We start from the raw sequence: 25,029 nt of genomic DNA, 5'->3' as shown, positions 1-25,029 counted from the left end.
CGGCGGGCCGCATTGCGCTGCCGGCGCTGCTGCCGCTGTTCGTCGGCGTGCCCGCGGACGGGCGAGCGGCGCCGCCGCTGGACGGATACAGCCGCAGACGCTGGCCGGGATACAGAGTGTAAGGCGGCGACAGGCCGTTCCAGGCGGCGAGATCGGCCACCTGGATGCCGTTGTTGGTGGCGATGCGGTACAGGCCTTCGCCGCGCTGCACGACCACCGTGGCGCCGGGCTTGGGCCTGGAAGGACGCGGAGGCGCCGGACGCGAGGAGGGGCGCGAGGGGCCGCGGCTGGAATGACCGCGCGAGGGTTCGCGGACCACGGTGCTCGAACAGCCGATCAGGGCAAGCGCGGCCAGAACGCAGGCGGCCATCGCCAGGGTCGGGGTCCGGGTCGTCTCGATCATGCGCATCCTCGTGCAGCGTCCATGTTCCGGTGTTTCGTCATTGCCGGTTCGCAGCGATCTCAGCGGCCTCAGCCCTGCTGCGAGCGCCATATCAGCCAGACTACGGCGACCGCGATGATGGCCGTGGCAATCCAGCCGATCGGCTCGATGTAGCGTCGCAAGGTCGCCTCGGCGCGTTCGCCGCCGATGCGGATCGCCAGCGCCAGCAGGAACACGCGCTTGCCGCGGCCGATCAACATGCTCAGCACGTATTGCAGCATAGGCACGCCGACGATACCCGACGCCCAGGTGAACACCTTCATCGGGATCGGCATGAAACCGCCGAGCACCAGGAAGGTGAACACCGCCCACGGCGACTCGGCCATCTTGGCCTGGACGGTGGCGATGCCGGACTCGATGCTGGTCAGCATGCCCATCGCCGCGAACACTGGCTTGAGCGCCTCGAAGGCGTAATGGCCGAGGGCATAGCCGACCAGGGCGCCGGCCATCGAGCCGATCAGGCTCAAGGTGGCGAACCAGAACGCGCGCCGCGGCGCGCCCACGCACATCGGCGCCAGCATCACCTCGGGCATGATCGGGAAAATGATGGCTTCCACGAAGCTCAAGCCGGTGAGATAGGCCGGCGCGTGGCGATGCCGGGCCCAGGTCAACGCGCGCTCGTAGAGCGGTCCGAAGATCTTCAAAAGCGAACCCCTGTCGGGTGTGGTGTCAGTCGATCATGCCCGACAGCAATGGCACGAAGACCACCGGCGCGAGCGTGTGTTGGCTGATGTTGCCGTCGGCGTCCTTGCGCAGCTTCAACAACGACTGCGACGAGGACGCGCCGACCGGCGCGATCAGGGTGCCGCCGACCGCGAGCTGGTCGGTCAGCGCGTCGACCAGCGCCGGCGCGGCCGCGGTGACGATGATCGCGTCGAAGGGACCATTTTCGGGCCAACCGATGCGGCCGTCATCGTGCTTGCTGCGCACGTTGAGACCGAGTTGGCGGAAACGCTTGCGCGCGGTGCGCAACAACTCGCCGATGCGTTCGACGGTATGCACTTCAAGGCCGAGCGCGGCCAGGATCGCGGCCTGGTAGCCCGAGCCGGTGCCGATCTCGAGCACTCTGCCGGGGATGCCGTCTTCGAGCAGGGCCTCGGTCATCTTGGCCACCACCCAGGGCTGGGAAATGGTCTGGCCGTGGCCGATCGGCAAGGCGGTGTCTTCGTAGGCGCGCATCGCCAGCGCTTCGTCGACGAACAGGTGGCGCGGCACGGTGCGCACCGCGTTGAGCACGCGCTCGTCGCGGATGCCGGCTTCGCGCAGGCGCTCGACCAGGCGGTCGCGCACGCGCTGCGAGGTCAGGCCGCTGCCGATCGCCTCGGGCTGCAGGCGCATGCGCTGGATCATGCGACCGACTCCGGCGCACGCGGCTCCGGCTGTGCGAGCGCATCGGCCAGGCCGCCGACCCAGCTGGCGACCTGGTCGAGGGCCTGGTAGCGGGTCAGGTCGACATGGATCGGGGTGATCGAGATGTTGCCGGTGCGCACCGCATTGAAGTCGGTGCCCGGGCCGGCGTCCTGCTCGGCGCCGGCCGCGCCGATCCACCACCACTGGCGGCCGCGCGGGTCCTGTTGCGGAGTACAGGCCTCGGCGCGATGGCGATTGCCCAGGCGGGTGACTTCGAAGCCGGCGATCTCGCCCCAGGGCAGGTCGGGCACGTTGACGTTGAGGATGGTGTCGGCCGGCAGCGGGTCGGTGCGCAGGCGGGCGATGATCTCCACCGCCGCGCGCGCCGCGGTCTCGTAGTGGCGGCCGACGTGGTCGGCCGTCGCCAGCGACATCGCCACCGCGGGCAGGCCGAGAAAACGGCCTTCCATCGCCGCGGCGACGGTGCCGGAATAGATCACGTCGTCGCCGAGGTTGGCGGTGTTGTTGATGCCGGACACCACGATGTCGGGCTCGACTTCGAGCATGCCGGTAATCGCCACGTGCACGCAGTCGGTCGGCGTGCCGTACACGCGCCAGGTCGATTCGTCGAGCTTGTGCACGCGCACCGGCATGTCCAGAGTCAGCGAATTGCTGGCGCCCGAGCGGTCGCGATCGGGAGCAACCACGAGCACCTCGTGACCTGCTTCGCGCAGCCCCTGGGCGAGGATGCGAATGCCGGGTGCGTCGACGCCGTCGTCGTTGCTGACCAATACGCGCATGAGGATTCCGCAATCAAAGGCAGGATGATACCCGATCTGGCCGGGGCGTTCGGAGCGGCGGCGGGCGTTAAGATGGGCTCCGTACCGACTGAATGCAGGCAAGGCATGCAGTATTGGGAGCATATCGATCGCGTGTTGCGCGCCCCGTCGCTCGACGAGGTGAAATCGGCCACGTCCGCCTATACCAGGGCGCTTGGGTTTCAGCATCATGGCTACGCGATGAAACTGCAGGAACCGACGCTGCAGCCCGGCCTCGGCAGCGGGCCGTCGGACGACTTCTTTTTCTTCGAGGATTTCGCCAGCGACTGGTCCAAGACCTACCCCGGCCTCGCCTCGACCCAGGCCGAGCGGTCCGACCCACGCATCATCCAGGCCCGCGAAGGCCTGCCGGCGGCGTCGTGGAACTGTCGCGGCCAGACCAGTTACGAGCTCGGCGCGCGGGTCTACCTGCGGCAACGCGCGCGGCGCACGCTCGAGATCGCCGGCGAGCACGGCCTGCGCGGCGGCATCACCGTGCCGAGCTGGTCGCAAGGCATGCGCTGGGCGTTCATGACCTTCACCCACACCGCGGTCGTCGACCCGCGCGAGATGGTCCCGACTGTGGCCTCGGCGGTGTATTTCGTCAGCTGCATGCAGGCCAGCCTCGACCGGCTGATGCGGCTGCGACAGCCCCTGCCGACGATCAGCGAACGCGAGCGCGAAGTGCTGCGCTGGTCGGCGGTCGGCAAGACCTCGTGGGAGATCTCGGTGATCCTGCGGATCAGCGAGCGCACGGTGAACTTCCACCTGCAGCAGACCGCGCGCAAGCTCGGCGTCAAGGGCCGCCGCGCCGCCTGCGCGCGTGCGGTGGCGCTGGGGCTGATCTTCCTGTAATCCGCCTCGTCGCCGCTGCGGCGGCCGCCGCCCCGCTCGATCCGGCGGCGATTCCCCCTCCGGATCATGCCGGCGGCGACGCGCCGGCCCCGCTCGGCCCTCACCTGTCTGTTCTTACAGGCCGCCCCGCGCCGGCGCTGCCGCCCATGCTGAACTGGACACACGCGGTGTTCGCCGACGCATGCGCGCCGCACGGCGCGAGGGGACTTCGCGGCGCGCACCGCTGCTTGGTTTTTCCCCGGTGACGGCCCGATACCGACGGGTCGCAGGTCCCAAGGATGGGCCGGGGCTTTTATGCTGTGGCCATGACGCCCCCACCCGACCGTCCCGAAGACGACGACAGCGACGACGCAGCCCTGTTCCGAGCCGCGATCGGCGAAGTCCGCCGCCTGCCCGACGCGCCGCTGCCGCCGACCTCGCCGAAGCCGCGGCCGCGCGCGCGGATGGCCGAACGCGACGAGGCCGAGGCCCGCGACGAGTTCCGTCACGCGCTGGAAGAAAACCTGCTCGAAGCCGGCGATGCCCTGAGCTATCGCCGCGACGAGCTGCCGCCGCGGGTGTTCGCGAAGCTCAAGCGCGGCGAGATCTCGGCCCAGGAAGAGCTGGACCTGCACGGCAGCCCGGTGCGCGAGGCCGAGGCGCTGCTGCGCGCGTTTCTCAACGACGCCCGCGAACACGGCGTGGGCTGCGTGCGGGTGATCCACGGCAAGGGCCGCGGCGGCGGCAACGACTACATCGACAGCCGCGGCCTGCCGGTGCTCAAGAACCTGGTCGACCGGATGCTGCGCCAGCGTGCAGACACCCTGGCCTTCCACTCGGCGCCGCCCGCGCAGGGCGGCACCGGAGCGGTGCTGGTGCTGCTGGCGCCGCGCAAACGGCGCTAGCCGCGAGCCGGGCCTGGCGGCCGGGACCTGCCGGCGGCGTCACTCTTGCTGTTGCGAGGCGATCCGGCTGCGATCCGGCGGATTGATCCAGACCACTTCGATGCCGCGACGCTTGGCGACGCGTTCGACCGCGCTGACGTAGCGCTCGTCGCGCGACATGCCGGCGATGGCGTGTTTGGACACCGACGGCTCGGCGTAACTGGTCTTGGTGTGGGTCCCGGCGCACGCCGCCAGGCCCAGCACCGACAACGACAGGACGGCAATACGCGAGATAGCGTTCATGACCCGGCTCCCTGACGCGGTGGAGTCCGGCGGCGGCTTGGCGCCGCCGAACGGCAACCGGCACCTGCCGGCTGTCCCCTTCGGCTTATACGCCGGCCGGAATCGTGAACCAGTGCCGCCGCACCGCATCCGACGAACGGTCGCTCTGGACGGCCGAAAGCGGCGAAAACGCCGGCGAATTCGCGATTCCGGGCCAGTCGCCGCCGGCGCTCCCGAGAATTGCGCGAGCGCCGCGTCGTGCGCAGGCCGGGCTCAGCCCGGGCCGGAACGGATCTCGCCGAGTTCGGCCAGGACCACGGTGGCGTAAGCGCCGGCCGGTAGAGCGAAGGACACTTCCAGCGCGCCGTCGTCGAGCCAGCGCCAGGCCAGCCCGTCCGGGCGCAGGCGCAGCGCGCGGCGTTCCTGATCGAGCCCGGCCGCTTCCAGGCCCGCCCGCAAGGCCGTGGCCTGCTCGCCTTCTAGCGCGGCCAGCTCCAGCGCCCGCACCTGGTCGGTGCTGCGCAGTGCGCCGCGCCCCCACAAGGGACCGCTGGGGTGGATGTCGAAAGCCGCCAGGCGTTGCGCGAGCGTCTCGCTCCAGGCTTCGGGGCCGAACACGCTGCGGCTGCCGGCCAGCGCCCAGACCTCGCCGGTCAGCGGCGCGCCGTCGCGCAGGCCGTCCCAGCTGCCGTCGGCCACGCGCACCGCGAGGGCGCGGTTGAACAGTTCCGAGCGCGCCGCCGACAGCAACAGGCTGCGCTGTTCGCGGCGGACCCGGCGCCCGGCGAACATCGCCAGCGCGTTGGCGACGTTGTCGCCGTCGCGGCCGAAGCGTTGTTCGCCGAAGTAGTTGGGCACGCCGCGCGCGGCGATCTGCGCCAGGCGTGCGTCGATCGCTTCGCGCTCGCCCTCGATCTCGCGCAGGGTCAGCACGAAACGATTGCCTGCCAAGGCGCCGCGCGGCAGCTTCTTCGCGTGCCACTGGCTGTCGAGCACGCGCAGCTCGTCGTCCTGCAAGCCGGCCAAGTCCGGCGCGATGCGCTTGGGCAGGTGCACGCTGAAGCGCTGCACGGTCACCGCATGCCGGTCCTTGAGCCCGGCATAGCCGATGCCGACCTCGCCGATGCCGGCCCAGGCGGCGATGCGCTTGGCCGCGAAGGCGGTGTTCATGCCGCGCTTTTCCACCGTCAGCAGCAGATGCTCGCCGCTGCCGCTGGCGGCGAAGCCGGGCAGTTCCTCGACCCGGAAGTCTTCGGACGAGGTGCGGATGCGCGCGCCGAGCACGGCCGCGCCGTGGGCGCGCGCGAGCGCGGGTTCCTGCGTGTCGGCGGCCCGTTCGGCAGGCGCCTGTGCGATGCCGTCCCGCGACTCCTCGCTCATGCCGGCACCAGCAGGCAGACCGCCATCGCCGCGATGCCTTCGCGGCGACCGGTGAAGCCGAGCTGTTCGCTGGTGGTGGCCTTGACGCTGATCGCGTCGAGCTCGACGCCGAGATCGGCGGCCAGCGCCTCGCGCATCGCCTGCGCATGCGGGCCGACCTTCGGACGCTCGCAGACCACGGTGACGTCGGCGTTGCCGAGCTTGTAGCCGCGTTCGGCGATCAGCACCCGGCAATGGCGCAGGAACTGGCGGCTGTCGGCATCGCGCCAGCGCTCGTCGCTGGGCGGGAAATGCTGGCCGATGTCGCCGAGCGCGAGCGCGCCGAGCAGCGCATCGCACAGCGCATGGATGACCACGTCGCCGTCGGAATGCGCGACCACGCCGCGGTCGTGCGGCACCCGCACCCCGCCGAGCATGATGTGGTCGCCGTCGCCGAATGCGTGGACGTCGTAGCCTTGGCCGATGCGATTGTTCATGAGGGACCTGCGGTAAAGGGGTGAGCGAAGAAGAGTGAGGAGTGAGTTGAAGCGGGAGCCGGAGCGTCGGGCGCCAGCATGCCGCGCCTTCGCTCACTCCTCACTCGTCACAGAAGGAGTGAGCGAAGAGGACTCAGGAGTGAGCGGAAGCTGGAGCCGAGCGTTGCGCCAGCATGCTGCGCTTTCGCTCGCTGCTCCCTCCTCACCCCGATCTCCTCAGATGTTGTTTAACAGGTATTCCGCCAACGCCAGATCCGCCGGCGTGGTCACCTTGAGATTGTCTTCGCGGCCCTCGACCAGGCGCGGTCTCGCGCCCATGCGCTCCATCGCCGAGGCTTCGTCGGTGACGATCACGCCGGCCTGCGCCGCCGCCTCCAGCGCCGCGGTCAGCGCGCCGCGTCGGAACGCCTGCGGAGTGAACGCGCGCCACAGACCATCGCGCGGCTCGGTCGCGGCGATGCGGCCGTCGGCGGCGCGCTTCAGGGTGTCGCGCAGGGGCGCTCCGAGGATCGCGCCGTCGGCGCTGGCTTCGGCCGCCACGATCAGCCGGTCGAGATCGTCGCCGCGCAGGTTCGGCCGGGCCGCGTCGTGGACCAGCACCATGGCGGCGGCGCCGACCTCGTCGGGCAGCGCGCGCAAGGCGGCCAGCACCGAGTCGGCGCGTTCGCCGCCGCCGATGCAGCGCAGCACCGGCTTGCCGTGTAATTCGCTCCAGCCCGGCCACAAGCTGTCGCCGGGCGACAACGCGACCATCGCCCCCGCCACGCGCGGGTGCGCGAGCAGAGCCTGCAGGGCGTGCTCGATCAGCGGCTTGCCGGCGGCCTGCAGATACTGTTTCGGCGTCGGCCCGCCGAAGCGCTGGCCGCGGCCGGCGGCGGGAATCACGGCCCAGATCATGCGTCGTATTCCTCGAAAAAACCCTGGCGCGAAAGCGTCGCCGCGTTCATCGCCTCAATGCGCCGGCCGCTCGCGCACCGGGGCTGGCGGCTCGGACGGCGCCGGGGACGGCAACGTGCCGGGCGCCGGCGGCGGCAATTCGCTCGGCGGTTCGTCGACCTGTTCTTCCAGGGTCGATTCGTCCGGCGCGGCCTGCTCGCCCGGCGCGGCGCCGTTCTGCACCGCGCTGACCGCCGCGGCCGCATTCGCCCCCGGCGCCTGCGGCCTGGCCTCGACCACGCGGTAGAAGGTCTCGCCGGGCTTGATCATGCCCAGTTCGCTGCGCGCGCGTTCCTCGACCGCGGCCTCGCCGGACTTGAGGTCCTCGACTTCGGCCGCGAGCGCGTCGTTGCGTTGCTGCAGCCCCTGGTTCTCGCGGATCTGGCCGTCGACCTGGGCCTGCAGCGCGGCGACGCTGCCGCCGCTGCCGCCGCCGGCCCACCACAGCCGATACTGCAGAAAAGCGAGCAGCGCCAGCAGCGCCAGTACCAGCACGCTCAGCCAGCGCTTGCCCGTCTTCTCGACCATCGCGACTCAGCCGCGCTCAGCGACGCAGCGACACGAACGCATCGCGGCCAGCGTACTTCGCCGCGGCGCCGAGCTGCTCTTCGATGCGCAGCAACTGGTTGTACTTGGCGACGCGGTCGCTGCGGCACAGCGAGCCGGTCTTGATCTGGGTGGCGGTGGTCGCCACCGAGATGTCGGCGATGGTGGTGTCCTCGGTTTCGCCCGAACGGTGCGAGACCACGGCCGCGTACTTGGCCGCGTCGGCCATCGCGATCGCTTCCAGAGTCTCGGTCAGGGTGCCGATCTGGTTGACCTTGATCAGGATCGAGTTGGCCACGCCCTTGTCGATGCCTTCCTTGAAGATCTTCGGGTTGGTCACGAACAGGTCGTCGCCGACCAACTGCACCTTGTTGCCGAGCTTGTCGGTCAGCAGCTTCCAGCCGGCCCAGTCGTCCTCGGCCATGCCGTCTTCGATGGTCACGATCGGGTATTGCGCGGCCCAGCCGGCCAGGAAGTCGACGAACTGCTCGCTGGTCAGGCGCTTGCCTTCGCCGACGAGGTGGTACTTGCCGTTGTCGTAGAACTCGGTGGAGGCGACGTCCAGGCCCAGCAGGATGTCTTCGCCGGCCTTGTAGCCGGCCTTGCCGATCGCTTCGAGAATGGTTTCCAGCGCTTCTTCGTTGCTGCGCAGGTCGGGGGCGAAACCGCCCTCGTCGCCGACCGCGGTGCTCAGGCCGCGGCCCTTGAGCACCGACTTCAACGCATGGAACACCTCGGCGCCGGCGCGCAGCGCCTCGGCGAAGGTCGGCACCCCCACCGGCAGGATCATGAATTCTTGCAGGTCGACGTTGTTGTCGGCATGCGCGCCGCCGTTGATGATGTTCATCATCGGCACCGGCAGCACCGCGGCGCGATCGCCGGCGATGTGCTTCCACAACGGCAGCTTGCGCGAAGCGGCGACCGCATGCGCATTGGCCATGGAAACGCCGAGCAAAGCGTTGGCGCCCAGGCGGCCTTTGTTCTCGGTGCCGTCGAGATCGATCATGCGGCGGTCGAGGCCGGCCTGGTCGGTCGCGTCGAGACCCTTGAGCGCCTGGGCGATGGTGGTGTTGACGTTCTCGACGGCCTTGCGCACGCCCTTGCCGAGGTAACGCGTCTTGTCGCCGTCGCGCAGTTCGACCGCTTCCTTGCTGCCGGTCGAGGCGCCGGAGGGGACCAGGGCGCGGCCGAAGCTGCCGTCGGCCAGGGTGACCTCGGCTTCCAGGGTCGGGTTGCCTCGGCTGTCGAGGATTTCGCGGGCGTGGATCTGGGTGATCGTGCTCATGTCGGAGGCGTTGGAGTTCAGTGGGAAAGGGGTCGGGACGAACGATAGCCGAGTTCGCGGCCGGCCCGGGTGGGCGCCGTCGAAATTGGCGACATTCGGTAGCGGATCGAATCGGCCCGCAGCGGCGCGGACACCGCGCGGGCGGAGCCGCGAGACGACTCAGGCCGGGCCGGGGGGCACCGGGCGGGATGCGGACCGGAATGCGGACGTGAGCGCGGGCGGCACGAGGGACGTCCCGGCCCGGCGGCGGCCGCCTGGCGGCCGGGCTCACACCGCAACGCGGGCGGCATCAGAAATCTTGTTCCAAAAAGCCGTTCTTCTTGGTGATGCGATCCAGCTCGACCATGGTCTCGAGCAGCGCGCGCATCTTCGGCAGCGGCACCGCGTTGGGGCCGTCGGACAGGGCTTCCTCGGGGCGCGGGTGGGTTTCCATGAACACCCCCGAGACGCCGACCGCGATCGCCGCGCGCGCCAGCACCGGCACGAATTCGCGCTGGCCGCCGGACTTGCCGTCCATGCCGCCGGGCAGTTGCACCGAGTGGGTCGCGTCGAACACCACCGGGCAACCGGTGTCGCGCATCACCGACAGAGAGCGCATGTCGCTGACCAGGTTGTTGTAGCCGAAGCTCGCGCCGCGCTCGCAGGCCATGATCTGCTGGTTGCCGGTGGCCTGGGCCTTCGCGGTGACGTGCTTCATCTCCCAGGGCGACAGGAACTGGCCCTTCTTGATGTTGACCGGCTTGCCGGCGCGCGCGACCTTCTGGATGAAGTCGGTCTGGCGGCACAGGAAGGCCGGGGTCTGCAGCACGTCGACGACCGAGGCGACCTCGTCCATCGGCGTGTACTCGTGCACGTCGGTCAGCACCGGCACGCCGATCTGGCGCTTGACCTCGGCCAGGACCTTGAGCCCCTCTTCCATGCCCGGGCCGCGGAAGCTCGTCGCCGAGGTGCGGTTGGCCTTGTCGAAGCTGGACTTGAAGATGAAGGGGATGCCGAGCGCGGAGGTGATTTCCTTGAGCTGGCCGGCGACGTCGAGCTGCAATTGCATCGACTCGATCACGCAGGGGCCGGCGATCAGAAAGAAAGGCTGGTCGAGGCCGACGTCAAAGCCGCAGAGTTTCATCGCTTGCTTCCTGAATTCATGAGTACGAAGGAATCTTCATCAGTGGATGCCGCGCCCGCCGCAGACAAGCCCGGCGATCGCGGCCCGGCGATCATGCCCCGGGCCCGCTTAAGCGTTTCGAACGCGCCGAACGCGCCATGCCGACGAGCCACAGTACGCCCCCGATCAAGCCCAGGGGCCCGGCGATGGCCAGGGTGATGGTGATTACGGCCGCGCCCAGCAGGCCGAGACCGTCGGCGGCCTCGCCGAGGATCGCCCGATACGTGACGTATCCGGCGACCATCACAGCCGCGGCCAGCCACATCAACCAGCGACCGGCACCGCGAAAATCGTTGCGTGCAGGCCGGCCGACGCTCGCCCGCGCTTGCGCGCCCGGGTCCGGATCGGCCGGAGCCGGATTCAACCGGTGACCTCACGCAGCAGCTTGCCGCCGGCCTTGGCCTCGCGCGCGGCGCGCACGAAACCGATGAACAGCGGGTGGCCGTCGCGCGGCGTCGACAGGAATTCCGGGTGCGCCTGGCAGGCCAGGTACCAGGGATGCTCGCTGCGCGGCAGTTCGACCATCTCGACCAGCAGGTCGTCCATCGACTTGGCCGAGATCACCAGACCGGCGTCCTCGAGCTGGCTGCGATAGCGGTTGTTGAATTCGTAGCGGTGGCGGTGACGCTCGCCGACCACGTCCTTGCCGTACAGCTCGCGCGCCAGGGTGCCCGGCTTGATCCGCTGGTCCTGCAGGCCCAGGCGCATGGTGCCGCCGAGGTCGCTGGTTTCGCTGCGGCGTTCGACTTCGCCGGTGGCGGTGCGCCACTCGGTGATCAGGCCGATGACCGGATGCGGGCTGTTCTTGTCGTTCTCGGTGCTGTTGGCGTTGTCGAGGCCGGCGACGTGGCGCGCGTAATCGACCACCGCGGCCTGCATGCCGTAGCAGATGCCGAAGTACGGAATCTTCTGTTCGCGCGCGTAGTTCGCGGTCGCGACCTTGCCCTCGAAGCCGCGGTCGCCGAAGCCGCCCGGCACCAGGATGCCGTCGACGCCCTTCAGCGATTCCACGCCGTCGCGCTCGATCTCGCTGGATTCCAGCCACTTCAGCTTGACCTTGGTGCGCTGGCGCAGGCCGCCGTGCTTGAGCGCCTCCGACAGCGACTTGTAGGCGTCCTGGTGGTCGATGTACTTGCCGACCACGGCGATGGTGACCTCGTCGACGGGATGCTCGGTGGCGTCGACCACTTCGTTCCATTCGCTCAGTTCGGCCGCACCGGCCTGGATGCGCAGGCGGTCGAGGACGATCGCGTCCAGGCCCTGCTCGTGGAACCACTGCGGCAGCTTGTAGATGTTGTCGAGGTCGACCGCCGAGATGACCGCCTTCTCCGGCACGTTGGTGAACAAGGCGATCTTGCGGCGGTCGCTGTCGGGCAGCGGCTGCTCGCTGCGGCACAGCAGCACGTCGGGCTGGATACCGATCGAACGCAGTTCCTTGACCGAGTGCTGGGTCGGCTTGGTCTTCAGCTCGCCCGCAGCGGCGATGAACGGCACAAGGGTCAGGTGCATGAACAAGGCGTGCTCGGGGCCGCGCTCCGTGCGCAGCTGGCGGATCGCTTCGAGGAACGGCAGCGACTCGATGTCGCCGACCGTGCCGCCGACCTCGACCAGGGCGACGTCGAAGCCCTCGGTGGCCTCGACGATGCAGCGCTTGATCTCGTCGGTGATGTGCGGGATGACCTGGACGGTACCGCCGAGGTAATCGCCGCGGCGTTCCTTGCGGATCACGTTCTCGTAGATCCGGCCGGTGGTGATCGAATTCTTGCGGCTCAGGCGCGTGCGCAGGTAGCGCTCGTAGTGGCCGAGGTCGAGGTCGGTCTCGGCACCGTCGTCGGTGACGTAGACCTCGCCGTGCTGAAACGGGCTCATCGTGCCCGGATCGACGTTGATGTAGGGGTCGAGCTTCATCATCGTCACGCGCAGCCCGCGCGCTTCGAGGATGGCCGCCAACGAGGCTGCCGCGATGCCCTTACCCAAGGAGGACACCACGCCGCCGGTGACGAAAATCAGGGGAGTCATGGATTTTGCTGCCGCTGGAAAGCCGCAGTTTACAGGCTGGAAGGTGAAGCCGCGACTGCTTGACAGCGCCGGCGGCCGCCTGGAAGACCCGGAAAGCCCGATGCGGCAAGGCCCGCAGCGGAATCGGCCAGTTATCGGCCACTGCGGCCAATGCGGCCGATGTCGGCGAGCTGTCGGCCTGCGGCCTGGACGATTGCGGCCGGCCCCTTCCCGCGAGCGCTCTGGCTGGTCGCGGTCATGCTCCAAGGGTAGGAGCGGCGCAAGCCGCGACCGCCCCGCTTCGACCGCCGGCGCAGGGGTGGCCGATCGCGGCACCATGGAACGCCGCCCCCAGGGGCTCGCAGCACCTCAGGCCAGCTTGGCGCCCTTGCCGGCCAGCAGTTCGCGCAGCACCGAGCGATGGCAGCGCGCCTCGTCCTCGCAATAGCAGCCGACCGAGAAATCGGTGTACTGCGACAGGGTCGCGAGCAATTGCAGGGCGTGGCTGTTGTCGGGTGTGGCCATCTCGGCCCGGTACATGCGCACGAACGCCTGCCATTGCGCCGGGGTCTGCGCTTCCTGGCCAAGCCTGACCGTCTCCGCGCTCGGCGCCAGGTTCGGGAACCAGACGTCGTACCAGTCCCGGGTCGCGAAGTCGCTCTTCGGCACCCCGCGCGGCGGCCGCCGCACCGTGCCGATGCGGGTGCCCTCGCCGTCCAGGCGCGGGCTGCCGAGCCGGACGATACGAATCGCCATTACTGCATTCTCCTCGGTTCGTGCTTAGCCGGGGGCGGCCGTGGCCGGACATGACCGCCGTGCGCCACGGTAGCCCGACAGGACGCCGGCGGCCAAGGCGACACTGGTGGCCGCCACCATCGCCGCGTGCCTGACGACCCCGTCGAAGTAAGTCCCTTCGCCGAGTTTGACACATCGGACCATTGGTCCAGGCTGATGAACGCCGCCCACGATAGCCACAACAGCAACAAGGCCGGCGCCAGGAAGTAACGGCGCGCCATCCATCCGGCGAGTCCGCCGGTCGCCGCAAGGATCGCGACCACCGCCAGCAGCGAAGTGAGTCCGAACGTCTCGAACTCGTCGCTGAGCGGCATGAATGCCAGGGCAGCCCACAACCCGAGCACTTCCAGGCACAGGGCGAGCGCCACTCGCGCCAGGTCGAACAGCCATCGTTTCATTCGCGACTCCCCAGCTTCGTCACCGGCCGCTGCTGCGACGTAGGCCGATGCTAGAGGGCGGCGGTCCGTCCAGACGCCGGCGAGCCCGGGTCGCGCGCGAAGTAGCGGATAACGCTACCGGCGGCCTTGCGACGAACTACCCCGGACAGGCGGAATCCCCCCTGCCAGCCGGCCAAGAGCGCCGCAGTGCGCCGGACGCCGTCGGCAGGAACGAAAACGCCCCGGCGAGCCGGGGCGTTCGGGGAAACCTGGCGGATGACGCGAGCGGATTACTTGTCGCCTTCCTCTTCCGGCTCGACGCCGCGGTCGCCGGACTGCTTCTTGTCGGCCTTGGCCTTCTTCTGCGCCTCGGCCTTTTTCGCATCCTCGGCTTTCCTGGCCTCTTCGGCCTTCTTGGCCTCGGCCTGCGGGTCCTGCTGCGCGAATGCGGCAGGCGCGACCAGCATGACCAGGGCGGCGGCGACGGCGGTGGGGAGCACGAGCTTGCGGATATTCATGGTGTTGCCTCCTGACAGGATGGGGACCGGCGCGATCGACCGCGCCGCGTGTCGTGGGCAGCGAGCCGTTCGGCGCACTGCTTCCCTGAGCGACGGGGCGGACCCTAACCCCTACCCCCATGCTGGTGGCTGAATCGACCGATATCAAGCCGCGCCGGGGCGACCGCGGCGTCTTGCCAGCGCGTCGCCGCGGTCCGGTCTCAGCGGCCGAGACGCAGGCGCGGCAAGCTTGGCGCCGATTCTTCACGCCGCCCGGCTTGACCACCTAGCCCGCCGTCGCCATCCTCGCCGCTCCGAACACCACGGCCACGCCCTTCAGTTAATGAGCAGTCGCTATAACGCCGCCGACATCGAAGTCCTCTCCGGGCTGGACCCCGTCAAACGACGCCCGGGCATGTACACCGACACCACCCGCCCGAACCATCTGGCGCAGGAGGTCATCGACAACGCGGTCGACGAGGCGCTGGCCGGCCACGCCCGCAGCATCGAGGTCGTCCTGCACGCCGACGGCAGCTGCGAGGTCTCCGACGACGGCCGCGGCATGCCGGTCGACATCCACCCCGAGGAAGGCATCCCCGGCGTCGAGCTGATCCTCACCCGCCTGCACGCGGGCGGCAAGTTCAGCAACAAGAACTACACCTTCTCCGGCGGCCTGCACGGCGTCGGCGTGAGCGTGGTCAATGCGCTGTCGAAGCTGGTCGAAGTGCACATCAAGCGCGACGGCAACGAATACCGCATGACCTTCCAGAACGGCGACCGCGCCACCCCGCTGGAAGTAGTGAACTCGGTCGGCAAGAAGAACACCGGCACGCGCGTGCGCTTCTGGCCCGACGCGAAGTATTTCGACACGCCCAAATTCAACCTGCGCTCGATCAAGCATGTGCTGCGCGCCAAGGCGGTGCTGTGCCCCGGCCTCAACGTCAAGCTGTTCGACGAGGCCAGCGGCGAGCGCATCGAGTGGTACTTCGAAGACGGCCTGCGCGACTACCTGTCGGGCGAGCTGCGCGACGGCCAGCCGCAGCGCGAGCTGCTGCCGCCGGAGCTGTTCGTCGGCCAGCTCAAGAAAGACACCGAAGTGGTCGACTGGGCGGTGGCCTGGGTACCCGACGGCGAGCTGGTCCAGGAAAGCTACGTCAACCTGATCCCGACCGCCCAGCACGGCACTCACGTCAACGGCCTGCGCACCGGTTTCACCGATGCGCTGCGCGAGTTCTGCGACTTCCGCAACCTGCTGCCGCGCGGCGTCAAACTGGCCCCGGAAGACGTCTGGGACCGGGTCGCTTTCGTGCTCAGTATCAAGATGACCGACCCGCAGTTCAGCGGCCAGACCAAGGAACGCCTGTCCTCGCGCCAGGCCGCCGGCTTCGTCGAGGGCGCCGCCCACGATGCGTTCTCGCTGTGGCTGAACCAACATACCGAGCTCGGCGAGCGCATCGCCCAACTGGCGATCGAGCGCGCCGCCGCGCGCCTGAAGACCGAAAAGCAGATCACCCGCAAGAAGATCACCCAGGGCCCGGCCCTGCCCGGCAAGCTCGCCGACTGCAGCTCGCAGGACCTCTCGCGCACCGAGCTGTTCCTGGTCGAGGGCGATTCGGCCGGCGGCAGCGCGCGCCAGGCCCGCGACAAAGATTTCCAGGCGATCCTGCCGCTGCGCGGCAAGATCCTCAACACCTGGGAAGTCGCCTCCGGCAGCGTGCTGGGCTCGCAGGAAGTGCACGACCTGGCGGTCGCGATCGGCTGCGACCCGGGCAAGGAAGACATCAGCGGCCTGCGCTACGGCAAAGTGGTGATCCTCGCCGACGCCGACTCCGACGGCCTGCACATCGCGACCCTGCTCAGCGCCCTGTTCCTGCGCCACTTCCCGGCGCTGGTCGCCAGCGGCCACATCTTCGTGGCGATGCCGCCGCTGTTCCGCGTCGACGTGGGCAAGACCGTGTTCTATGCGCTCGACGAGGAGGAAAAACGCATCCTCCTGGAAAAGATCGAGCGCGAGAAAGGCGACCGCAAGAAGGGCCTCAGCGGCGCGGTCAACGTCACCCGCTTCAAGGGCCTGGGCGAGATGAACGCCTCGCAGCTGCGCGAGTCGACCATCCACCCCGACACCCGCCGCCTGGTCCAGCTGACCATCGACGACAACGCCCAGACCCATTCGCTGATGGACATGCTGCTGGCCAAGAAGCGCGCCAGCGACCGCAAGTCCTGGCTCGAAACCAAGGGTGATCTGGCGACACTCGAAGTCTGAACCCGCTGCGCCGATGGCCACGGACGAACGCCGCCTCGTGCGGCGTTTGTTTTTTGCCGTCCAGGCGCGGCGCGTCCTCCAGCCCGGGCCCGGCCAACGTGGCTCGGCGACTGCGCCTTGGCCCATAGCACGCCGCCGAGGCCGCCGCTTGCCCCCTGCTGGCTTGGCGCCGCCAGCGTTTTACATGACCTCCGCGCCGTTCGCGGCAGCCGTGGCTCCTGGACGATCTTCGCCGGAAACGGCGTTTATCCCGAGGAGTGCGGGCTCCTGGCGCGACGCGTTTCTTTTTCGCAACGCCCGCCTTGCGGCGTTGTCCCCGGCATCACGCCGTCATGCCGCGGCTTGCGGCAGCTTGAGCGCGTCGCCGGGCCAGGAGATCGATATGCCGTCCTGTCCCGGCCACCCACTGCCCGCCCTGGGTGGGCGCCTTACGGAGGGACCGCGCCATGGCCGTTGAACGGGTCGAAGGTGCCTTGAGCGAGCGCGATGCCGATGCCTACGCCGAGACACTGGCCGATGCCTTTCCCGCCGGCTTCGAAAATCCGCGCGGGCGTTTGTTCGGCGTGCTGGCCTGGTTCGCCCTGCTGCTCGGTCCGGTCCTGGCCTGGCTGTTCGTATTCGGCCTGACCTCGGACGAGCAATGCGGCTCCTGGAGCCTGCAATGCACCGGCCGCGCGATCCTGTTCACCGCGGCGAGCTGGTTGTTCGGCAGCCTGCTCGCGGGCACCGCGCTGCTGTGCCGCGAACGCCGCAGCATCGCGGTGCCGGCGCTGGTGCTGAACCTGATTGCGCTGGCGGGGCTGATCGGCGCGAGCGTGCTGATTTCGAAGTTCAACTGATCGACTGAACCGGCGGCTGAACCCGCGAAGCAAGGCCGCCGCCGTTCAAGCCGCCGCTGCGGCGCCGAGCGCACGCCTCAGCAGGGGTGCGAACGCCGCCGGACGGCAACGGTTCAAGCGCACCGCCGGCGCCTCGTGCCAGCGCGCGCAATCGTCGATCGCCCGCGCGATTTCGGCGGCCAGGGCCTCGTCGGCGGCGACGCCCTCCTCCAGGTACAAGGCCTTGACCTCGAACACGCCCTCGGCGCGGTGCGCCTTCGCATCCAGGCGGCCGACCAGCCGCCCGCGCACCAGGATCGGCAGGACGAAATAGCCGTAGCGGCGCTTCGGCTCCGGGGTGTAGCACTCCAGGGTGTAGTCGAAACCGAAGAATTCGCTGGCGCGTTCGCGGTCCCAGACCACCGGATCGAACGGCGACAGCAAGGTCGAGTGGATCGCGCGCAGGCGGCCGGCCGCGGCCAGGGCGAGGGCCTCGGCATGATCGCGATGGACATAGCCCGGCGCGGCCCAGCCCTTGACCTCGACCCGCAACAGCTCCCCGGCCTCGACCGGTTCGGCCAGGTCCGCATCGCGCAGGCGCGGCCGCAGGCGGAAATAATCGGCGACCCAGCGCGCCTGGGCGATGCCCAGCGCGCGCACCGACTTGAGCAAGGTCTCGCGCCGCACCGTTGCGGCGTCGATCGGCGTGCTGTCCCAGCCGGGCACCGCCACGCCGGCGACCCGTTCGGCCAGATCGTAGACGCGGTGGAAATTGTCGCGCCGCGCGACCATCAGCTCGCCCAGGGCGAAGCCGGCTTCGAGCCAGCGCTTCTCGTCCTTCCAGCCCCACCAGCCGCCGCCGGCGGATGCGGGCCCGCGTTCGAAGTCCGAGGACTTCACCGCGCCGAACTCGCGGATATGACCGAGCAGGCGGTCGATCTTGGCGCCGCTGCTCTGGCGATGCCGCTGGGCGTTGCGGATCGCCCAATGGTGCGCGCGTTGCGGCAAGGCGTTGCGATGCAGCAGGTAGTCGCTCATCGGCGCGAAACAGGCCTCATGCGCCCAGACCTCGAAGATCTCGCGTTCGGCCAGCAGTTCTTCCAGCCAGCGCGCGCGGTAAGCGCCGACCCGCGAAAACAGCACCAGGTACGGGCTGCGCGCGACCACGTGGATGGTGTCGATCTGCAGCAACTGCATGCGCGCGATCGCCGCGAGCAAATCCGACCGGCGCGCGCGCCGGCGCGGGCGGGCCAGCAGGCCTTGCGCGGACAGGTGCAGCGCGCGTGCCTGGCCGAGGCTCAGCAACGGCGCCGTCGGCGCCCGGGTCATGCCTCGCCGGTGTCCAGGGTCGCGCGCAGCAAGGCCTCGATCACGACCTGCAGGCGCACCGCCTTGCTTTCGTCGTAGGCGAAGGAACTCTCGTCCATGTAGTTGCGCTGGCTGATCTCCAGCTGCACCGCCTGCACGCCGATCTCGGGATCGCCGTAGTGCCGGGTGATGTAGCCGCCCTTGAAGCGGCCGTTGGCCACCCATTCGTAGTCGCTCTGTGCGGCCAGGATGCCCTCGAGGCGGGCCTGCAGTTCCGGCAGGCAGCTCTTGCCGGCGGCGGTGCCGAGGTTGAGGTCGGGCAAGCGGCCCTCGAACAGGAACGGCACCTCGCCGCGGATCGAATGGCCTTCCCATAACACCGCGCGGCCGTGCTCGCCGCGGATGCGGTCGAGCTCGGCGACGAGGGTGTCGTGATACGGGCGCCAATACAGTTCGACGCGCTCGGCGACCTCGTCCGGCGTCGGTGCCTGCCCATCGAGATACACCGCCTCGCCGCTGAACTGCACCGCCGGACACAGACCGGTGGTGTTCTGCCCGGGATACAGGGAAGTGTCGTCGGGCGGGCGGTTCAGGTCGACCACGTAGCGCGAATAGCTCGGCACGAGGATCGAGGCGCCGAACGCGCGCGCCAGCGCGTACAGGCGCGACACGTGCCAGTCGGTGTCCGGCGCGCGCCGCGCCGAGTCGACCATGCGCGCGGCCAGCGCGTCGGGGATCAGCGAACCATCGTGCGGCAGGCTGATCAGCAGGGGCGCGTTGCCGCGGTGCAGGCGGTAGACGGGTTCGCTCGGGTGCGGCGTCATGCGTTCGCTCAATCGGCGCCGGGCTTCAGCTGCCGGCGGAAGAACTCCATGGTACTGCGATGGACCTGCAGCCAGGTCGCATGACGCAGGAAGAAATGGTCTTCGTCGGGCAGGACCAGGGTCTCGACCGGCACGTCGCGCGCGCGCAGGCGCTCGACCAGGTCCACGCTCTGGGAGAACTTCACCGCGCGGTCGTCGTCCCCGTGCACGAACAGCACCGGCGAGCGCCAGTTGTCGACGTGAGCGGCCGGCGAGGACCGCCAGGCCAGTTCAAGTTCGTCCGGGCCGAGCCCCCACAGGCCGCTGTTGTCGCCGCCCTTGGCGCTCTCGCGCCAATCGTGGACGCCATGGCGATCGACCCCGGCCGCGAACAGGTCGGAATTGCGCGCGAGGGCCGAGGCGGTCAGGAAGCCGCCGTAGGAGCCGCCGTAGATGCCGATCCGGCGCGCGTCGACGTCGTCGCGCTTGGCCAGGTAGGCCTGCGCGGCCAGCACGTCCTGGTATTCGCTGATACCGCGCGGGCCCTGTTTCTCGGCGCGGCGGAAGGCCTGGCCGTACTGGGTGCCGGCGCGGAAGTTCAGCGCCAGCACCACGAAGCCCTGGCTCGCCAGCCATTGGTTGCTGGCGTAGTCGGCGTAGTAATAGCTGCCGTAGTGCCAGCCCGGCAGCATCTGCCGGACCGGGCCGCCGTGCACGTAGACCAGCGCCGGGCGCTTGCCCTTGAACGAGGCCGGCGGCTCGAACACGGTCGCGTGCGAAACCACGCCGTCGCTGGCGCGCAGGCGGATCGTCTCGGGTTGGACCAGGCGGTCGATCGGAAAACGCGCGGGCAACTGCGCCGGGAAGATCCGCCGCAGCTCGCCGCCGCCGCGCGGCATCACCGCGATCGCACTCGGCCGGCGTGCGTCGGCGTGGCGGAACGCGAGCCATTGGCCGCCGGCGACCGCGACCGGCTCGGTCGCGATCTCGTGCTTGCCGGTCAGCAACTTCTGCGCGGCGCCCTTGGCGTCGACCACGAACAGCTGCCGGTAATCGAGATCGGCGCAATTGCCGCTGAAGAAGAAGCGCCCGTCCTCGGCCAGTTCGCTGGTCTCGGCCTCGCATTCGCCACGGCTCAGCGCGATCGGCTCGCCGCCCTCGGGCGACAGCGCGTACCAATGCAGCCAGCCGCTCTGCTCGGAACTGAACACCAGGCGATTATCGCGGCTCCATTGCAGCGGGTTGGGCTCGGCGAACTGGGCGTAGCCGCCGGCGCGGTCGTTGGAGCGGTACACCCGCTGGGCCCGGCCGCCGGCGGCATCGGCGACCCAGATCTCGAACGGATTAGCGCCGGTCAGGTCGAACTGCTCGCCGATGCGCGCCGCGGCCCTGCGCAGGAAGGCGATGCGGCGGCCGTCCGGCGACCAGGCCGGGTGGCTGTCGCGATTGAAGTCGGCCCCGATCCAGCGCACGGTGCGCGCAGCCAGGTCGAGCACGCCGATGAAGCTGTGATCGCCGCGGTCGCTGGTGAAGCTGAGTCGTTTGCCGTCGGGCGAAAACGCCCCCGCGCTGTTGCCGCCGCGGGTCTTGATCAGCGCTTCCTTGCACCAGTCCGGCGCCTTGATCCCCGGCAGCGCGTGACAGCCCAGCGCGCGGCCCTGCACCAGCAAGGCATCGCCCTGCGGCGCGAACTGCATGCCGCGGCCGGCGGCGATGCGTTGCGGCTTGCCGGAACCGTCGCTGGCGACGACCCACACCGCCTGCTCCTGGCCGTCCGGGTCGCTGGTCGGATTGCTGTTGTTGCCGGCGGCGTCCGGCCCGCTGCCGCGCACATAAGCCAGCCAGCGGCCGTCGCGGCTGAGTTGCAAGGGGCCGATCGCCTGGCCGTCGTCCTCGTCGTAGGCGGTGAGTTGCTGCGGCGCGAAGCCCGGCGCGCGCGCCGCCCAGACATTGCGCACGCCTTGTTCGTTCGACACCCAGGCCAGCACCGGCGCATCCGCCGCGCCGATCATCTGGTCGGGCCGCGGCACGCTGAGCAGGTCGGCGATGTCGATCGCCGGAGGCGCGGCAGCGGCCGCGCTCGGCCAAGCCAACAAAGCCGTGCCCAACCACGCCGTGCCGAACAACATCGCGGCGCCGATCGCGCCGCCGCGGATCCAATGACGTCCCTGCTGATTCATCGCTGCCCCTGCTCGGATCGCCTTGCCTGGCGCGCGCCGCGCGGCGGTCGTCGCCGGACGCTAGCGCATCAGCACCACTTCCTCGGCGCTGGTCGGATGGATGGCGACCGTGTCGCGCAGGTCGTCGAGGGTGATGCCGCGCTTGAGCGCGACCGCGAAGCCTTGCAGCATCTCGTCGGCGGCCTCGCCGAGCAGATGGATGCCGACCACGCGGCGTTCCCGGCCGACGCAGACCAGCTTGAACAGGCTGCGCTGCGGCGACTCGGCCAGGGCGTACAGCATCGGCCGAAACCCGGCGCGATAGATGTGCAGGTTGTCACCATGTTGCGCCCGCGCCTCTTCCTCGGTCAGGCCGACCCGGCCGATCGGCGGATGCGCGAACACCACGGTCGGGATGTCGTTCTGGTCGAGCCGGCCCTCGCGGCCGCCGTAGACGCGGTCCATGAGCCGGCGCGCGGCGGCGATCGCCACCGGCGTCAGCTGGGCATCGGGGGTGACGTCGCCGACCGCATGAATCCCGGCGACGTTGGTCGCATGCAGTTCGTCGACCAGGACATGGCCGCGCGCATCCAGCGCCACGCCGGCGCGCTCCAGCCCCAGGCCCTGGGTGCTGGGCCGGCGCCCGGTGGCGAACAGCACCTGGTCGAAGGGCTCGCTGAGCGAGCCGTCGGCGCCGCGCAGGCGCACGCGCTGGCCGTCGGCTTCGAGCGCCGCGACCGCGTGGCCGAAATGCAGGCGCACGCCGTTCTGGCGGTAATCCTCGGCCAGTTGTGCGGTCAGTTCGGCGTCGAATGCTTCGAGCAGGCGCTGGCCGCGCACGAATACCTCGACCTGGCTGCCGAGCGCCTGCAATACGCCGGCGATCTCGACCGCGATGTAACCCGCGCCGATGATCGCGACCCGCCCGGGCGCGGCGCACCACTGGAAGAAATCGTCGGACGTCGCGCCGAGTTCGGCGCCCGGGATCTCCGGCTTGACCGCGTGGCCGCCGGTCGCGATCAGGATCCGCGGCGCGCTCAGGCGCGCGCCGTTCTCGCATTCGACCGTGGTGGCGTCGAGCAGTTGGGCGCGCATCGGCAGCACGGCGATGCCGGAGGCGTCGAGACGGCGCCGGTAGCTGTCGTGGATGTTGGCGATGTAGCGCTGGCGGTGGACGATGAAGGTCGGCCAGTCGAGCGCGCACGGCTGTTTCGGGTCGGCCTCGATCGAGAAACCCAGCGACTGCGCCATGCGCAACTTGCCGGCGATGTCGGCGGCCAACCACATCGCCTTCTTCGGCACGCAGCCGACGTTGACGCAGGTGCCGCCGAGCAGCGAGGGCTCGAGCAAGGCCACCCGCGCGCCGTGCTCGGCGGCGCGGAAGGCGCCGGCGAGACCGCCGGAACCGCCGCCGACCACGATCAGGTCGAACTGGGTGCTGCCGTCGTCATGGCCACGGGCGGCTTCGGGATGGGGACTCATGCGAAGCGCTCCGGTCGGTAGGGATGCGGATCGATCGCGGTCTCGCGCCCGGCGATCAGGTCGGCGACGAGCTGGCCGGTGCCGGCGCTCATGCTCACGCCCATCATGCCGTGGCCGGTCGCCAGCCACAGCCCTTCGCAGCCGGGCACGCGGCCGATCAGCGGCACGTCGTCGACGCTCATCGGCCGCCAGCCGTACCAGCGTTCGCGTTCGACCGGGCCGACCGGGTGGTGCAGGTACTCGGCGGCGCCGCGCTCCAGCGCGGCCAGCCGGCGCGGGTTGAGGCTCTCGTCGTAGCCCGAGAATTCCATCGTGCTGCCGAGGCGGAAACCGCTGTCCCACATGGTCACGCAGACCTTGCGTTCGCGCAGCACCACCGGCCGGCGCGGCACCAGCGGCGGCCGGTCGTAGGTGATCGAATAGCCCTTGCCGGGCTGCATCGCGCGCTGCAGCGACGGCAGGCCGATCGCATCGGACAGTTTCGGCGTCCACGCGCCGACCGCGACCACCACCTCGCGCGCGCGCAGCCGGCCCAGGGCGGTATCGAGCTCGATGCCGTCGCCGTCGCGGCGCAGGTCGCGCAGCGCGCATTGCTCGGTGAAACGGCCGCCGTGCTCGGCCACGGTGCGCGCGAGTTCGGCGACATAGCGGTCGGGGCGCAGCACTGCGTCGTGGTCGAAGCGGATCGCACCGGCGACGCCGGGCTTGAACGCCGGGTCCTGAGCTTCGTAGGCGGCGCCGTCGAGCAGGCTCACGCCGATGCCGAATTCGCGCAGCAGGTCGAGTTCGAGTTGGCCGCCGGCGAAAGCCTTGGCGTCGCGGAACACGTAATCGACGCCGGCGGTGTCGAATTCGCAGACCAGGCCGTAGCGCCCGACCCAATCCTCCAGGCGTTCGCGCGAATCGTTGAGCAGGGCCGACTTGGCCTGTGCGCTCGCTCGCCAATCGCGGTCGTTGCAGCGCGCGGCGAAACGCAGCAACCAGCCCCACAACTGCGGGTCGAGCTTGGGATGCACGTACAGCGGCGCGTCCGGGGTCAGCATCCAGCGCAAGGCCTGGGCGATCACGCCCGGCGCCGCCAGCGGCGTGGCATGGCTCGGGGTGATGGTGCCGCAATTGCCGTGCGAGCTGCCGCCGCCGATGCGTCCGGCGTCGATGACCCGCACCGCGCGCCCGCTTTCGAGCAAGGCCAGGGCGCAGGTCAGGCCGATCACGCCCGCACCGATCACGATCACGTCTTCGCCGCCCGCGGCGGCCGTTCGCTGTTCCACCCCACCCACCTGTGCTTCGCGCATTTGCCCTGTCAGCCAGTCCGGTTCGTTGTCGCGTGGCCGGGCCGCAGCGCTGCCGCCGCGGCCCCGGGTGCCGCCGGGAACCGCTCGGCACGTTCCGCATAGTACTAAGACTGGGCCGCGGCGAGCGCCGCCGGGTTTGCGGCTTGGGGCGGGCGGCGCCTCGGTCCGGGTCGAAACGAGGCAGCCGCACGCCGGACGGAACGCAGCGATCCACCGATGCCGGCCGCGTCGCCGGCTGCTACACCCGGGCGCTTCTCCATATGGCGGTGCACACAAGAGCGCGCCGACGCGCTGCCTCGGCGCTGCCGTCGCCGCGCATCGAAGCGCAAATCCTCTGACGCTTACGTTGCGTTTTCGCTTACCGCACCGGTTCTGTGACCGAGCGCGAAATGCGGCGCGCCGTTACGTGACCGCTCGCACCGATTTTTCGTTCAAGCACAGTGGGCCGGCAGCCTAACGTCACTGCAGGCCCACCGTCCGACTCACGCAGACGCCACCGCTGCACACCCGACAGGGCCGACCCCTCCAAGCCTAACGCCCCCCCGTCGCCGCCGACGGCGGGCGCCGCCGGAGGCTGCAAAAAAACAAGCACGGCACCTCACAAACACGACCGTTACTTTTTAGGGGATCCACCATGCAACTGAAGACCGCTGTACTGAGCACCGCCATCGTCGGCGCCATCGCCGTGCTGGCGACCGCGTCCGTGTCGAGCCCGGGTTCGGCCACGCTCGTCGCCGCGCCCGCCACTGCGCCTGCCGCTATCGCCACGACCGCTCCTGCCGCTGCCCTCACCCGCCTCGCCACGGCGCATGCGGCGCAGGCGCCGAGCCAATTCGCGG

25 protein-coding genes and 1 pseudogene are annotated in these 25,029 nt (G+C 69.8%); 5 read left to right on the top strand and 21 right to left on the bottom strand.

All coding sequences use genetic code 11. The features are described from left to right. The 4 genes from ACSAMQ_RS14180 to surE form a co-directional block, all read right to left on the bottom strand. On the bottom strand, positions 1-403 hold a 403-nt coding region (locus tag ACSAMQ_RS14180), incomplete at its 3' end, for a LysM peptidoglycan-binding domain-containing protein (RefSeq protein WP_435396265.1). A gap of 68 nt (positions 404-471) precedes the next feature. Then, positions 472-1,086, bottom strand: coding sequence for a YqaA family protein (locus ACSAMQ_RS14175; protein ID WP_435396264.1), 615 nt, complete (start codon positions 1,084-1,086; stop codon positions 472-474). Positions 1,087-1,111: 25 nt separating this feature from the next. Beyond that, positions 1,112-1,792 (bottom strand): protein-L-isoaspartate(D-aspartate) O-methyltransferase, encoded by a 681-nt coding sequence (locus tag ACSAMQ_RS14170; protein WP_435396263.1) that lies wholly within the window; start codon positions 1,790-1,792, stop codon positions 1,112-1,114. Continuing rightward, positions 1,789-2,592, bottom strand: a complete 804-nt coding sequence (surE, locus tag ACSAMQ_RS14165; protein ID WP_435396262.1) for a 5'/3'-nucleotidase SurE — start codon at positions 2,590-2,592, stop codon at positions 1,789-1,791. Before surE ends, ACSAMQ_RS14170 begins: the two co-directional genes overlap by 4 nt. Before the next feature lie 24 nt (positions 2,593-2,616). On the opposite strand from surE, the gene ACSAMQ_RS14160 reads away from it, so the two are divergent. Both ACSAMQ_RS14160 and ACSAMQ_RS14155 read left to right on the top strand, forming a co-directional pair. Next, positions 2,617-3,465, top strand: a complete 849-nt coding sequence (locus tag ACSAMQ_RS14160; RefSeq protein ID WP_435396267.1) for a helix-turn-helix transcriptional regulator — start codon at positions 2,617-2,619, stop codon at positions 3,463-3,465. 305 nt (positions 3,466-3,770) lie between these two features. Then, positions 3,771-4,349 carry a Smr/MutS family protein gene (locus ACSAMQ_RS14155; protein WP_435396261.1) on the top strand — a complete coding sequence of 193 codons (579 nt, stop codon included), beginning with the start codon at positions 3,771-3,773 and terminating at the stop codon, positions 4,347-4,349. Between the two features lie 39 nt (positions 4,350-4,388). Here ACSAMQ_RS14155 and ACSAMQ_RS14150 read toward each other — a convergent pair whose 3' ends face one another. From ACSAMQ_RS14150 to ACSAMQ_RS14095, 12 genes and pseudogenes are all read right to left on the bottom strand, one after another. Beyond that, positions 4,389-4,631: a hypothetical protein gene (locus tag ACSAMQ_RS14150; RefSeq protein WP_435396260.1), complete on the bottom strand. Its 243-nt coding sequence runs from the start codon at positions 4,629-4,631 to the stop codon at positions 4,389-4,391. A 252-nt stretch (positions 4,632-4,883) separates the two neighbouring features. Beyond that, positions 4,884-5,990: a tRNA pseudouridine(13) synthase TruD gene (truD, locus tag ACSAMQ_RS14145; protein WP_435396259.1), complete on the bottom strand. Its 1,107-nt coding sequence runs from the start codon at positions 5,988-5,990 to the stop codon at positions 4,884-4,886. Beyond that, on the bottom strand, positions 5,987-6,466 hold the full coding sequence (gene ispF / locus ACSAMQ_RS14140; protein ID WP_435396258.1) for a 2-C-methyl-D-erythritol 2,4-cyclodiphosphate synthase: 480 nt from the start codon (positions 6,464-6,466) through the stop codon (positions 5,987-5,989). The genes truD and ispF overlap by 4 nt, the downstream gene beginning before the upstream one ends. Positions 6,467-6,682: 216 nt before the next feature. Then, positions 6,683-7,372 carry a 2-C-methyl-D-erythritol 4-phosphate cytidylyltransferase gene (gene ispD, locus ACSAMQ_RS14135; protein WP_435396266.1) on the bottom strand — a complete coding sequence of 230 codons (690 nt, stop codon included), beginning with the start codon at positions 7,370-7,372 and terminating at the stop codon, positions 6,683-6,685. Positions 7,373-7,558: 186 nt separating this feature from the next. After that, positions 7,559-7,930, bottom strand: a pseudogene (ftsB, locus tag ACSAMQ_RS14130) (cell division protein FtsB); the annotation flags it as partial. A 16-nt stretch (positions 7,931-7,946) separates the two neighbouring features. Continuing rightward, on the bottom strand, positions 7,947-9,233 hold the full coding sequence (eno, locus tag ACSAMQ_RS14125; RefSeq protein ID WP_435396257.1) for a phosphopyruvate hydratase: 1,287 nt from the start codon (positions 9,231-9,233) through the stop codon (positions 7,947-7,949). A 289-nt stretch (positions 9,234-9,522) separates the two neighbouring features. Then, positions 9,523-10,356, bottom strand: coding sequence for a 3-deoxy-8-phosphooctulonate synthase (gene kdsA, locus ACSAMQ_RS14120; RefSeq protein WP_435396256.1), 834 nt, complete (start codon positions 10,354-10,356; stop codon positions 9,523-9,525). Between the two features lie 91 nt (positions 10,357-10,447). Further along, on the bottom strand, positions 10,448-10,759 hold the full coding sequence (locus ACSAMQ_RS14115; RefSeq protein WP_435396255.1) for a hypothetical protein: 312 nt from the start codon (positions 10,757-10,759) through the stop codon (positions 10,448-10,450). Next, on the bottom strand, positions 10,756-12,414 hold the full coding sequence (locus ACSAMQ_RS14110) for a CTP synthase (protein WP_435396254.1): 1,659 nt from the start codon (positions 12,412-12,414) through the stop codon (positions 10,756-10,758). Before ACSAMQ_RS14110 ends, ACSAMQ_RS14115 begins: the two co-directional genes overlap by 4 nt. A gap of 348 nt (positions 12,415-12,762) precedes the next feature. Then, complete coding sequence (locus ACSAMQ_RS14105) at positions 12,763-13,149, bottom strand: DUF488 domain-containing protein (protein ID WP_435396253.1); 387 nt, start codon at positions 13,147-13,149, stop codon at positions 12,763-12,765. Then, positions 13,149-13,586: a hypothetical protein gene (locus tag ACSAMQ_RS14100; protein ID WP_435396252.1), complete on the bottom strand. Its 438-nt coding sequence runs from the start codon at positions 13,584-13,586 to the stop codon at positions 13,149-13,151. The genes ACSAMQ_RS14105 and ACSAMQ_RS14100 overlap by 1 nt, the downstream gene beginning before the upstream one ends. Before the next feature lie 269 nt (positions 13,587-13,855). Then, positions 13,856-14,083: a hypothetical protein gene (locus tag ACSAMQ_RS14095; RefSeq protein WP_435396251.1), complete on the bottom strand. Its 228-nt coding sequence runs from the start codon at positions 14,081-14,083 to the stop codon at positions 13,856-13,858. Between the two features lie 322 nt (positions 14,084-14,405). Between ACSAMQ_RS14095 and parE the strand changes: the two genes are divergently transcribed. Together parE and ACSAMQ_RS14085 are read left to right on the top strand one after the other, a co-directional pair. Next, entirely contained in the window at positions 14,406-16,325 is a 1,920-nt protein-coding gene (gene parE, locus ACSAMQ_RS14090; RefSeq protein WP_435396250.1) for a DNA topoisomerase IV subunit B, read from the top strand. A gap of 446 nt (positions 16,326-16,771) precedes the next feature. Then, positions 16,772-17,164, top strand: a complete 393-nt coding sequence (locus ACSAMQ_RS14085) for a hypothetical protein (protein WP_435396249.1) — start codon at positions 16,772-16,774, stop codon at positions 17,162-17,164. Between the two features lie 45 nt (positions 17,165-17,209). On the opposite strand, the gene ACSAMQ_RS14080 is transcribed toward ACSAMQ_RS14085, so the two are convergent. Genes ACSAMQ_RS14080 through ACSAMQ_RS14060 form a run of 5 tightly spaced genes read right to left on the bottom strand, consistent with a single transcriptional unit; the run spans position 17,210 to position 24,166 of the window. Continuing rightward, complete coding sequence (locus ACSAMQ_RS14080) at positions 17,210-18,472, bottom strand: winged helix-turn-helix domain-containing protein (protein WP_435396248.1); 1,263 nt, start codon at positions 18,470-18,472, stop codon at positions 17,210-17,212. After that, complete coding sequence (hutG, locus tag ACSAMQ_RS14075) at positions 18,469-19,275, bottom strand: N-formylglutamate deformylase (RefSeq protein WP_435396247.1); 807 nt, start codon at positions 19,273-19,275, stop codon at positions 18,469-18,471. The genes ACSAMQ_RS14080 and hutG overlap by 4 nt, the downstream gene beginning before the upstream one ends. An 8-nt stretch (positions 19,276-19,283) precedes the next feature. Continuing rightward, the gene (locus ACSAMQ_RS14070; protein WP_435396246.1) at positions 19,284-21,434 is read right to left on the bottom strand and encodes a prolyl oligopeptidase family serine peptidase; all 2,151 of its coding nucleotides are present in this window, start codon (positions 21,432-21,434) and stop codon (positions 19,284-19,286) included. A gap of 60 nt (positions 21,435-21,494) precedes the next feature. Then, positions 21,495-22,895, bottom strand: coding sequence for a glutathione-disulfide reductase (gene gorA / locus ACSAMQ_RS14065; protein WP_435396245.1), 1,401 nt, complete (start codon positions 22,893-22,895; stop codon positions 21,495-21,497). Next, entirely contained in the window at positions 22,892-24,166 is a 1,275-nt protein-coding gene (locus tag ACSAMQ_RS14060; RefSeq protein WP_435396244.1) for an NAD(P)/FAD-dependent oxidoreductase, read from the bottom strand. The genes gorA and ACSAMQ_RS14060 overlap by 4 nt, the downstream gene beginning before the upstream one ends. A 658-nt stretch (positions 24,167-24,824) precedes the next feature. On the opposite strand from ACSAMQ_RS14060, the gene ACSAMQ_RS14055 reads away from it, so the two are divergent. Next, on the top strand, positions 24,825-25,029 hold a 205-nt coding region (locus tag ACSAMQ_RS14055), incomplete at its 3' end, for a hypothetical protein (RefSeq protein ID WP_435396243.1).

Origin of the sequence: Lysobacter sp. 1R34A, assembly GCF_051217035.1 — a bacterium.
Classification (GTDB): Bacteria; Pseudomonadota; Gammaproteobacteria; order Xanthomonadales; family Xanthomonadaceae; genus Lysobacter.
The sequence above is the reverse complement of the archived record's forward strand: the minus strand, read 5'-3'. Positions and strand labels throughout refer to the sequence as shown.